Source organism: Nocardia farcinica, assembly GCF_029867845.1.
GTDB classification, from domain to species: domain Bacteria; phylum Actinomycetota; class Actinomycetes; order Mycobacteriales; family Mycobacteriaceae; genus Nocardia; species Nocardia farcinica_A.
Map to the genome: position 1 here is coordinate 1 of NZ_JARWRU010001179.1, position 11,021 is coordinate 11,021.

Below are 11,021 nucleotides of genomic sequence, written 5' to 3' on the forward strand. Positions count from 1 at the left end.
GTCCTCGTCCTGGCCGGAGGCCGCGCCCGCCACGATCGGGTGGCTCTGGCCGTAGTCCAGGTCGATCACGTCGGCGACCACGACGGTCACGTTGTCGGGGCCGCCGCTGCGCAGCGCCAGCTCGATGAGCCGGTCGGCGCACTCGTCGGTGGTGCCCTCACGCATGGTGTTGGCGATGGTCTCGTCGCTCACCACATCCGACAACCCGTCCGAGCACAGCAGATAGCGATCGCCCGCGCGAGCCTCGCGCATGATCAGCGTCGGCTCGATCTCGTTGCCGGTCAGCGCGCGCATGATCAGCGAGCGCTGCGGATGGGTGTGCGCCTGCTCGGCGGTGATCCTGCCCTCGTCGACCAGCGACTGCACGAAGGTGTCGTCGCGGGTGATCTGGCTCAGCTCGTCGCCGCGCAGCAGATAGGCGCGGGAGTCGCCGATGTGGGCGAGGCCGAGTTTCTTGCCCGCGAACAGGATGGCGGTGAGCGTGGTGCCCATGCCGTCGAGTTCGGGCTCCTCCTCGACCTGGTCGGCGATGGCGGCATTGCCCTCGCGCACCGCGCGGTCGAGCTTGCCGAGCAGGTCGTCGCCTGGTTCGTCGTCGTCGAGATGGGCGAGCGCGGCGATCATCAGCTGCGAGGCGACCTCGCCTGCCGCGTGGCCGCCCATGCCGTCGGCGAGTGCGAGGAGACGGGCGCCCGCGTAGACGGAATCCTCGTTGTTGCCTCGGACGAGACCGCGGTCGCTGCGCGCTGCGTAGCGGAGAACAAGTGTCACGGTCGGAGCTCGATCACTGTCTTGCCGACCCGGACCGGAGTGCCGAGCGGAACACGGACGGGCGTGGTGACTTTCGCGCGATCCAGATAGGTGCCGTTGGTGGAGCCGAGATCCTCGACGTACCAGTCGTCACCCCGCGGCGAGAGTCGTGCGTGCCTGGTTGAGGCGTAGTCATCGGTGAGTACCAGCGTCGAGTCGTCCGCGCGACCGATCAGCACCGGCTGGGTGCCGAGCGTGATGCGGGTGCCGGCGAGTGAACCTTGAGTCACCACAAGATATTTGGCGCCCTTCTGGCCTCGACGCAGGGATGGCAGCACCGCGGAACCGCGTGCGGCCCTGGGCTGGATCCGAATGCCGGATGCCGCGTAGATGTCGCTGCGCAGAGTCCGCAGCACGGCCCAGACGAACAACCACAGCAACAGCAGGAAGCCAGCGCGGGTCAATTGCAGGATCAGTCCCTGCACGGCTTTCCACCTCCTGCGTCGACCATGGATGTTCCGGTGCCATCGGTGCGGATCGGCCGACCCCCACACGACTGCCTCCCGCGGGACTCCGGTCGGAGCCGCGCGTAGGCAGCATCATAGGGGTGTCGGCCGATTTCGATGACCGCGAGCTTACGGGATCACACGATTCGGATCAGGATCTCCGAATGTCCGGCCCGGATCACGTCGCCGTCGGCGAGTTGCCAGTCCTGCACCGGTGAACCGTTCACCAGAGTGCCGTTGGTCGAACCGAGATCGGAGAGCATGGCCGTCTGGCCGTCCCAGCGGACCTCGATGTGACGGCGCGAGACGCCGGTGTCGGGCAGCCGGAAATGCGCGTCCTGACCACGCCCGATGATGTTGGAGCCCTCACGCAACTGGTAGGTGCGGCCGCTGCCGTCGTCCAACTGGAGCGTGGCGGAGTAACCCGCGCCTGCGGCCGGGGCGCCGCCGTAGCCGGGCGCGCCGTAGCCGGGCTGCTGGCCGTAGCCGGGCTGTTGCGGGTAGCCCCCGCCCGCGGCCGGAGCAGGCGCGGCCCCCTGGCCGCCGTAGCCGGGCGCGGCCTCCTCGGCGCCGTATCCGGGCTCGCGGTAGCCGGGGTCGGCGTAGCCGGACTGGCCGTAGCCCGCCTGCTGCGGCTGGCCGTAACCCGGATCGGCGTAACCCTGGTCGCCGTAGCCGCCCTGCTGGCCGCCCGCGGGCTGGCCGTAGCCGCCGCCCTGGCCGTAGCCCTGGTCGCCGTAGCCCTGGGGGCCGCCTGCGGGCTGGCCGTAGCCGGGATCGCCGTAGCCGGGCGCCGCGCCACCCTGGGCGTAGCCCTGGTCGCCGCCGTAGCCGGGCTGCTCGTAGCCCTGCTCGCCGTAGCCGCGGCCGTAACCGCCCTGCTGGCCGTAGCCGGGAGCGCCACCCTGCTGGTACTCGCCCTGCTGGTAGTCACCCTGCTGGTAGTCACCCTGCTGGTAGTCGTAGCCGTTCTGGTAGTCGCCGTAGCCCTGGCCGGACTCCGGCGCGCGATAGTCGGCGCCTGCGCCGTATCCGCCCGCGCGGCCGTACTCGTCGGGGTAGCCGTTCGGGCCTGCGGCGGGACGACCCGCGGGCGGCGGAGCGTACCCGCGATTACGTGGATCGGACTCCGCGGGCTCACGGCTCGGGTCGTAGCCAGAGTTCTGCGTCATGGGGCCAGCTCCTGGGTGCGGGTGTGCGATTCGTTGTGGCGTCGGTTCCGGGTGCGGGGCCGGGGAGCCCCGGCGACCGACGTCGGGATCGACGCGGCCGCTCACCCTGAACTGTCCGGTGTGCAGCGTAGGTGATGCCTCGAACGCCACGTGTACTTCGCCGTAGGTCTGCCACCCTTGATCGCGGATGTAGTCCTGGAGATGTTTGGCGAACGCGCGGGTGGTGAGGTCGTGATCGGCGTCCAGTTGCTGGTGGTCGGCGGGGCTGATGGTGATCACATAACTGTTGGGCGCCAACAGATGACCGCCACCGACGTCCTGCACGTTGTCGGCGGCTTCGCGCTGCAGCGCCGCCTCAACCTCCTGGGGCACCACGCTGCCCCCGAAGACCCGGGCGAACACGTCACCGACGGCGCCCTGCAGGCGACGCTCGAATCGCGAGACGATGCCCATCACGGCCTCCCTTCGGTGAGCGTCTTCCTTCGGACATTCCCAGCTCTATAACAACGACGCACGCACCGGGCGTGTCGTCGAACGGCCACGTCCACTGCATGATATCCGCGAACCGGCCGGGCCGATTCGCTACATCGGTAACTCTCGGCAACTCCGCAGGGTTCCCCGGTCGGCATCCGTCCCGCTCACAGCGTTGAAGAACCGCCTCTGACCTGCTGATTTCATATTGCGTCGATCGGCGTGTTACTGTCTTCGAGTCGCTCGGGCGAGTGGCGGAATGGCAGACGCGCTGGCTTCAGGTGCCAGTGTCCGAAAGGACGTGGGGGTTCAAGTCCCCCTTCGCCCACACAGACGAATGAGGCCGGGAACTCCACGAGTTCCCGGCCTCATTCGCGCTACCGGTTCGCGCACAGGCGAGCACCACATGCGGGTGTCCCGCCGAATCTAGACTGGACGGTCGTGCGTATCGCGACCTTCAACATCAACGGAATCCGGGCGGCGCAGCGGCGCGGGTTCGAGAAGTGGCTGCGCGATCGCGCGCCGGATGTGGTCGCCCTGCAGGAGGTGCGGGCGCCGGCGGCGGCCGTCCCGGACGGCGTGTTCGGTGATCACCACCTGGCCTACGAGCAGGGGAACGTGCCGGGGCGCAACGGGGTCGCGGTGCTGACCAGGGTGCCGCCCGCCGCCGTGCGGACCTGGAGTGGCGCGGTGCTGTCGCGCGAGCCGGGCGAGGACCATCTCGACACCGTTCCCACCGAGGCCGTGCCGCTGGCGCGCGGGCTGCGCGAGTTCGCCGGGCAGGGCCGCTACGTGGAGGTCGATCTCGCGGACGCGCCGATCACCGTCGCCTCGCTCTACCTGCCCAAGGGCGGGCTGCCCGCGCACCTGCAGAAGCCGGGGCGGATGCGGGAGGCGCCCGACGGCGGTGCGCGCTACGAGCGCAAGATGCGCTTCCTCGACGCCTTCGCCCGCCAGCTCGCCCGGTCCAGGCGCGCGGCGCGGGCGCAGGGGCGGGAGCTGCTGCTGATGGGGGATCTGAACATCGCGCACACCCGGCTGGACGTGCGCAACTGGCGGCGCAGCAATCAGGCCGAGGGGTTCCTGCCGGAGGAACGGGCCTGGTTCGACTCGATCCTGTCCCCGCGCACGCTCGTCGACGTGGTGCGCGCCCGCCATCCCGGGGTGGCGGGGCCGTACTCGTGGTGGTCCTGGCTCGGGCAGTCGTTCGCCTCGGACGTCGGCTGGCGCATCGACTACCACCTGGCCACCCCCGCCCTCGCCCGGGCGGCCCGCACCGCGGGCACCGACCGGGATCCGGCCCCGGACTGCCGGATCAGCCACCACCCCCCCGTGGTGGTCGACTACGACCTGACGGCCCTGCCGACACCGTCCGCGCCGCGCCGGGCAGCGGCGGTCCGCGCCGATCTGTTGCCCTGAACGAGAACCTGTTCTAGTTTTCTCCCATGCGCAGATTCGACGGTCGTCGCGTCCTGGTCACCGGAGCGGGCTCCGGCATCGGACAGGGCATCGCCCTGCGGCTGCTGGCCGAGGGGGCCACGCTGGTGGCCGCCGACATCGACACCGAGGGGCTGGCGGCCACCGAGGGCAAGGCGGGCGAGGACGCGGGCCGCCTGCACACCACCCGCGTGGACATCACCGCGCCGGAGTCGGTCGGCGCCGCGCTCACCGAGGCGGTCGAGCATCTCGGTGGCCTGGACGTGCTGGTCAACGCCGCGGGCATCCTCAAGCCCGCGCGGACCCACGAGATGCCGCTCGAGGCGTGGAACCAGGTCATCACCGTCAACCTCACCGGCACGTTCCTGGTCACCCGGGCGGCGCTGCCCGCGCTGGTCGAGTCGGGGCACGGCGTGGTGGTGAACCTGTCGTCCACCTCGGCCTTCAGCGCCGCGCCCTATCTGGCCGCCTACGCGGCCTCCAAGGGCGGCGTGAACGCCTTCACCCACGCCATCGCGCTGGAGTACGCCAAGGACGGCCTGCGCGCGGTCAACATCGTGCCGGCGGGCATCACCAGCGGCATCACCACCAAGTCGATCATGGAGCAGCCCGACGGCGCCGACTTCAGCCTCTTCGCCCGTCAGGTCGGCTGGCTCGACGGCGGCAAGCTCGGCTCGCCGGAGGACATCGCGGGCGTGGTCGCCATGGTGGCCTCCGACGACGGCCGCTACATGACCGGCTGCGAGATCCGCGTCGACGGCGGCGCGCTCATGTGAGAGCCGCCCGCTCCCGAGCCGGGGGCGGAGCTCAGTGTTCGCGCGCGGCCAGTAGCGCGGCGGCCCTTGGGCCGGTGCCGAGGCCGTGGCGCACCATCTCCAGGGTCCGGTCGATCGCGGCCTCGTGCTGCTGTGGCGTCAGGTGCCGCAGCGCGCCGTCGACGATCAGCAGGGCCATCCCGTGCACCGCGGCCCAGGCCGCGTACTCGGCGTCCGCGCGGCGCGCCGGATCGGTGAAACCGGCCTCGACCATCTCGTCGAGCAGGCTCGACAGCAGCACGAACGAGGGGGCGTTCCATTCTTCGGGGCCGCTGGGCTCCCGATTGCAGAACGCGGTGCGGAACAATCCCGGCTCGCGCCGGGCGAAGGTGATGTAGCCGCGCCCGATCGCCGAGAGCCGTGCCACCGCGTCCGCGTCCGGCGGCAGGCCGGCCAGCGTCTCGCCCATGGCCGCGAACAGCGTCTGCTGCGCCTGTTCCTGGGCCGCGTCGAGCAGTTCGTCGTGATTGGTGAAGTGCCGGTAGGCGGCGGTCGGGGTCACCCCGACACGCCGGGCCGCCGCGCGAACTGTCACCGCCTCTGGACCACCGGTCTCCGCCAACTCGGCCGCGGCTCTGACCAGGGCATTCCTCAGGTCCCCGTGGTGATAGCGGCGGGTTTTGGCGGTGGTCGTCACGCCTTTGATGTTGACACCTGTGCACATTCGGTGGCAAGTTAACGCCTGCAAAGTTGTCACATGTAAACATGTGCGATCGGAAGGGCACCAGATGTTCGACAACCTGGGCAGATTCATCGTCCGGCGGGCTCGCTGGGTACTCGTCGCCAGCGTGCTCGCGCTGGTCGCGGGCGCGGCACTCGGCGTCAGCGCCTTCGCCAAGATGGACTCCGGCGGGCAGCAGGATCCGAACGCCGAATCCAGCCGCGCCGCCGCCGCGCTGACCGAGCACTTCGGCGCGGGCACCGACTACGTGTTCCTGGTCCGCGCCGTCGACGGCGATGTGGACAGCCCCGAGACGGCCGCGTTCGGCCGCGAGCTGACCCGCGAACTCGCCGCCGACCCGAGGCTGACCGACATCGTGTCCTACTGGGAGACCGGCGCGCCCGCCATGCGCGCCACCGACGGCGCGGCCGCGGTGATCCTCGCGGGCGACCCCGATCCGGGATCCACCGACGAGGCCGAGCAGATCATCGCGGACTACCGGGCCGACGGACCGGTGGCGCTGGTCCAGGTGGGCGGCTTCGAGCCCACCTTCCACGCCATCAGCACCCAGATCGGCAAGGACCTCGGCATGGCCGAGGGGATCGCGGTGCCGATCATCCTGACGCTGCTGGTGCTGGCCTTCGGCAATGTGGTCGCGGCGGCCCTGGTGCTGCTCACCGGCGGCATCGCCATCCTCGGCACCTTCGCCGAGCTGTCGGTGCTCGGCTCGCTGACCGACGTCTCGATCTACGCGGTCAACCTGACCACCGCGCTCGGCCTCGGCCTCGCCGTCGACTACGGCCTGCTGATGGTCAGCCGCTTCCGGGAGCGCCGCGCCGGGGGCGCGAGCACCGGTGACGCGGTCGTGGCCGCGGTGGCCACCTCGGGGCGCACCATCGCCTTCTCCGCCGCGACCGTGGTGGCCGCGCTGTCCTCGCTGGTGATCTTCCCGCAGTACTTCCTGCGTTCCTTTGCCTACGCGGGCATCGGTGTGGTGGCGATCTCGGCGCTGGCGGCGGTGCTCACCCTGCCCGCCCTGCTGGTCGTGCTCGGCGACCGATCCGACGCGCTGCGGGTGCCCGGCGTGCGCGGCCTGCGCGGTGACGCGGCGCCGTTCTGGGCCGGGGTGGCGCGCACCGCGATGCGCAGGCCGCTGCTGACCGGCCTGCCGGTGGTGCTGATCCTGTTGCTGGCCGCCGCGCCGCTGGCCGGGGTGCGTTTCGGCACGCCGGACGACCGGGCACTGCCGACCAGTGTGGAGGCCCGTCAGGTGGGCGACGCCATGCGCACCGAGTTCGCAGGCGGCGAGCAGGGCACGCTGACGGTGGTGATCCCCTCGGCCCTCGACGCCGGGCCGCTGGCCGAGTACGCCGCCGCGTTGTCGCGGGTCGAGCGGGTCGGTGCGGTGGATTCGGCGGCGGGCACCTTCGCCGGCGGCACGCTGGTCGCCAGTTCTCCCGCCGATCTGCGTTTCGCGCGGCCCGGCGCCCAGCGCCTGGACGTGCGCACCGAACTCGACCGCGACTCGGCCGAGGCGAGGGCGCTGGTTGACCGGGTGCGCGAGGTGCAGGCGCCCGCGGGCGTCACGGTCCTGGTCGGCGGTGACGCCGCGGAACTGCGGGACAGCCTCACAGCCATCGGCTCCCGGCTCCCGGTGGCGCTGGGCTGGATCGTGCTGACCACCTTCGTGTTGTTGTTCCTGTTCACCGGCAGCGTGGTGCAGCCGCTGCGGGCGCTGGCGTCGAACGCGCTGAGCCTGGCGGCCACGCTGGGGCTGATGGTGCTGGTCTTCCAGGAGGGTTTCCTGTCCGGCCCGCTCGGTTTCACCCCCGCCTCGCTGGACGTGTCGATGCTGCTGCTGTTGTTCTGCATCACCTTCGGGCTGTCCATGGACTACGAGGTGTTCGTGGTCAGCCGGATCAAGGAGCTGCACGACGGCGGGGCCGACAACGAGACGGCCGTGGTCGAGGGCGTGGCCCGCACCGGCAGGCTGGTCACCACGGCGGCGGCGCTGATCTCGATCAGCTTCCTGGCCTTCGTCACCAGCGACGTGCGGTTCATCCAGTTCTTCGGTCTCGGCGCCGGGCTGGCCATCCTCATCGACGCCACCCTGGTGCGCGGGGTGCTGGTGCCGGTCACCATGCGCCTGCTCGGCCGGGCCGCCTGGTACGCGCCGAGGCCGTTGCGCCTGGTGCACGCCAGGGTCGGTCTGGCGGAGGCCTGACCGCGAAACCCCTTGTCGGAGTTCGGATGAGGCGAAGATCACAGTTTCGGTCTCCGGTTGCGTGCGCGCTGCTGAAAGCGATCACGGCGGCCGGGGGGCGAGTGCGGAATCGGGGATCTGGTTACCTTCGGGACTGCGCGCTCGGAAGTCGCAAGAATGCGATCGAACAGTATGCGAGTCGGCGATTCCGCTCATAAACAAACTGAAAGTATTTTTTGTAGGTTGAAACTTTCAGCTACTGAGCTGTTGGTCGTAAATCGCCAGGTGGAGGGCCTGTGTATCGCATACCGAAATATCCGAGCCGCACAGGTTAACCATCAGATTCCGTGGACGGATCTATGGAAAGTGCATCCGCTGGAGCATCCGCATGAGCGTTCAACCGTGCGTCCGGCGGGCGGAGGCGGCGCGGGCCGCGGGCGCTGGCCGTTAGCTGACCGATGGTCGGAAGGTGTACTCCCCGGGGGTAACTGGAGCGTAATCGGAACGGTCCACCCGGGCGGACATGGGGTTGCGCGGGGGTAACGATTGTGTAGAGTCGACGGCAACGCTGGCCGCAGCTGAGCTGGACTCGCTGCGGCCAGCGGAACTCAAATGGGGGAGCTCGCACCGCAATTCGCAGGAAGCGGTTGCTGTTTATTCCCTCGGTAGCTCACAGGCCCGGTGTGCTCGCCGTTGGCTGTCCGTTCATCTGCCCGTCACCCAGGAACTCCTGCCTGCTCCCGTCGGCCTCCGCCGCCCGCTTCCCGAGCACGAAGACGTAGGCGAGGAACACCGCCTCGGCCGCGAAGCCGATGGCCAGCCGCACCGGGGTCGGCAGGGTGCTCGGCGTCACATAACCCTCAAGCAGGCCGGAGACGAACAGCACCGCCACCAGGCCGAGCGCCACCGTCGCGGTCGCCCTGCCCTGCCGCGCCAGCGCCTCCAGCCTGCTCCGCCTGCCCGGGTCGACCAGCGTCCAGCCCAGCTGGAGTCCCGCGCCGCCCGCCACGAAGACCGCGGTCAACTCCAGCATGCCGTGCGGGAGGATGAAGCCGAAGAAGGCGTCCAGCCTGCCCGCGTCGGCCATCAGGCCGCCGCTCACGCCGACGTTCAGCGCGTTCATGAACAGCAGGTACACCGCGGGCAGGATCAGCACACCGGTGAACAACGCGATCGCCGAGACCCAGGAGTTGTTCGTCCACACCTGTGCGGCGAAGGCGTCGTTGGGGTGTTCGGTGTAGTAGGTCTCGAAGGCGCCGCCCGGCGCGGTCAGCATGCTGTGGTCGTCCGGGATGCCGAACAGCTTCCTGGCCCGGCCCGAGCCGGACACCCAGGTGCCGAGTCCGGCCGCCACCGCCAGGAAGCTCGCCGCCACCGCGACCCACCACGGCCACGCCCGGTACACCGCCGCGGGAAAGGTGTGGGTGAAGAACCGGACGATCTGGGCGGCGGAATCGGTCCTTGTGCCCGCCACCCGCACCCGCGCCCTGGTCAGGATCGCGCTCAGGCCCGCGATCAGCTGCGGGTCGGGGGTGTGCGCCTGCAGGCGGGCCAGCTGCTGGGAGGTGCGCCGGTAGAGCACGAGCAGCTCGTCGGCCTCGGGCCCGGTGAGTTTGCGCTTGCGGGCCAGCTGGTCGAGTCGAAACCAGGACGCCCGATGTGCGTAACTGTATGCGTCTACGTCCATGTCGGTTGCCTCCCGCTGCCGCCGGTCGAAAGAATGCTGACGAGATGGCCGAATTCACCACCGGCGAGGCGGTCGCCCTCGAACTGCCGATCGCGCGCATCCCCACCAGGGCCGCGGCGTTCCTGCTCGACCTGCTCGTGCAGCTGACGCTCGCCTTCCTGCTGCTCGTCGGCCTCGGCGCGCTGTGGGGCAGCAGCGCGGACCAGGCCTGGGTCGACGCGGCCCTCGTCGTCGCGATGGTGACGGTCCTGGTCGGTTATCCGGTCGCCTGCGAGACCCTGCTGCGCGGGCGCACCCTGGGCAAGGCCGCGCTCGGCCTGCGGGTGCTGCGCGCCGACGGCGGTCCCATCGACTTCCGTCACGCCATGACCCGCGGCCTCACCGGCGCCATCGTCGATTTCTGGATCTTCGGCGGCTTCGGCGCCATCGCGGTGCTCACCTCGCTGTGCTCGCCCTCGGCCCGCCGGGTCGGCGACGTGCTCGCGGGCACCGTGGTGGTGCACGCCGACGCCCCGCTGCCCGCGCCGGCGCTGGCCCGCACCCCGCCCTGGCTGGCCGAATGGGCCGCGCGCCTGGACCTGACCGCCATCGGCGAGGATCTCGGCCTCGCGGTGCGCCAGTACCTCACCCGGTTGCCCACCCTGACCCCGCAGGCCACCGACGAGCTCGGCCACCGGCTCGCCGACGCGGTGTGCGCCCGGCTAGCGGTCGCACGGCCCCGGCAGTTCCCGCCGGTGCAGATCCTCGGCGCGATCCTGGCCGAACGGCAGCGGCGCGCGTTGACCCCGAGCGGCCCCGGCCTGGTGCGCACGCGCTGAGCGCCGGGCTCGCCCGTTCACAGCGAACCGGACCGCTTGAGCTCGAGGTACTCGTCGGCCAGCGCGCCGGGCACCCGGTCCGGCGCGGCCGCGACCACCGCGATCCCGCTGCGCCGCAGGGACTCGCGCACCAGCTCCCGCTCGGCGACAGCGGTCTCGGCGGCCGCGGCCAGGCACAGCTGGGCGAAGCCGTCGCGCCCCGCGGCGGCCGCGGCCAGATCGGGATCGGTCACCGAGACCACGAGCACGCGGTGGCGGTGGGCGAGCACCGGCAGCACCGGCAGCAGATTCTCCTCCACCACGGCGGCGTCGAGGCCGGTGAAGAGCACCACGAGGCAGCGCCGCCGCGCTCGCTCCAGCACCGCGCGCACCAGACCGGCGCAGTCGGTGTCGGTCAGGGTCGGGACGATGCCCGCCATCGCGTGCATGAGCTGCGGTTGCAGCCGCGGGGCGCGCGCGCCGCCCCCCCCGGCCCCCGGGGGGGGTGAAAAAAAGGCGGGG

Annotated in this window: 9 protein-coding genes, 1 tRNA gene and 1 pseudogene; 5 read left to right on the top strand and 6 right to left on the bottom strand. The window is 70.9% G+C overall.

What is annotated here, in order from left to right; translation table 11 throughout:
* The 3 genes from QH283_RS26260 to QH283_RS26270 form a co-directional block, all read right to left on the bottom strand.
* On the bottom strand, positions 1 to 771 hold a 771-nt coding region (locus QH283_RS26260), incomplete at its 3' end, for a PP2C family protein-serine/threonine phosphatase (RefSeq protein ID WP_280505615.1).
* On the bottom strand, positions 768 to 1,235 hold the full coding sequence (locus tag QH283_RS26265; RefSeq protein WP_280505616.1) for an FHA domain-containing protein FhaB/FipA: 468 nt from the start codon (positions 1,233 to 1,235) through the stop codon (positions 768 to 770). The genes QH283_RS26260 and QH283_RS26265, both read right to left, overlap by 4 nt.
* Before the next feature lie 158 nt (positions 1,236 to 1,393).
* On the bottom strand, positions 1,394 to 2,881 hold the full coding sequence (locus QH283_RS26270) for a DUF3662 and FHA domain-containing protein (protein WP_280505617.1): 1,488 nt from the start codon (positions 2,879 to 2,881) through the stop codon (positions 1,394 to 1,396).
* 263 nt (positions 2,882 to 3,144) lie between these two features.
* Between QH283_RS26270 and QH283_RS26275 the strand changes: the two genes are divergently transcribed.
* The 3 genes from QH283_RS26275 to QH283_RS26285 all read left to right on the top strand — a co-directional run bounded on the left by QH283_RS26275 (position 3,145) and on the right by QH283_RS26285 (position 5,112).
* Positions 3,145 to 3,227, top strand: a tRNA-Leu gene (locus QH283_RS26275).
* A gap of 113 nt (positions 3,228 to 3,340) precedes the next feature.
* Positions 3,341 to 4,318, top strand: a complete 978-nt coding sequence (locus tag QH283_RS26280) for an exodeoxyribonuclease III (RefSeq protein WP_280505618.1) — start codon at positions 3,341 to 3,343, stop codon at positions 4,316 to 4,318.
* A 26-nt stretch (positions 4,319 to 4,344) separates the two neighbouring features.
* Entirely contained in the window at positions 4,345 to 5,112 is a 768-nt protein-coding gene (locus QH283_RS26285) for an SDR family NAD(P)-dependent oxidoreductase (protein ID WP_280505619.1), read from the top strand.
* A 31-nt stretch (positions 5,113 to 5,143) separates the two neighbouring features.
* On the opposite strand, the gene QH283_RS26290 is transcribed toward QH283_RS26285, so the two are convergent.
* Complete coding sequence (locus QH283_RS26290) at positions 5,144 to 5,788, bottom strand: TetR/AcrR family transcriptional regulator (protein WP_280505620.1); 645 nt, start codon at positions 5,786 to 5,788, stop codon at positions 5,144 to 5,146.
* Between the two features lie 91 nt (positions 5,789 to 5,879).
* Between QH283_RS26290 and QH283_RS26295 the strand changes: the two genes are divergently transcribed.
* On the top strand, positions 5,880 to 8,036 hold the full coding sequence (locus tag QH283_RS26295; RefSeq protein ID WP_280505621.1) for an MMPL family transporter: 2,157 nt from the start codon (positions 5,880 to 5,882) through the stop codon (positions 8,034 to 8,036).
* A 649-nt stretch (positions 8,037 to 8,685) separates the two neighbouring features.
* Here the strand turns inward: QH283_RS26295 and QH283_RS26300 are convergent.
* Positions 8,686 to 9,702 carry a stage II sporulation protein M gene (locus QH283_RS26300; protein WP_280505622.1) on the bottom strand — a complete coding sequence of 339 codons (1,017 nt, stop codon included), beginning with the start codon at positions 9,700 to 9,702 and terminating at the stop codon, positions 8,686 to 8,688.
* Positions 9,703 to 9,746: 44 nt separating this feature from the next.
* On the opposite strand from QH283_RS26300, the gene QH283_RS26305 reads away from it, so the two are divergent.
* Positions 9,747 to 10,520: an RDD family protein gene (locus QH283_RS26305; RefSeq protein ID WP_280505623.1), complete on the top strand. Its 774-nt coding sequence runs from the start codon at positions 9,747 to 9,749 to the stop codon at positions 10,518 to 10,520.
* 17 nt (positions 10,521 to 10,537) lie between these two features.
* Here QH283_RS26305 and QH283_RS26310 read toward each other — a convergent pair.
* Positions 10,538 to 11,021: pseudogene (locus QH283_RS26310) on the bottom strand (DUF58 domain-containing protein); the annotation flags it as partial.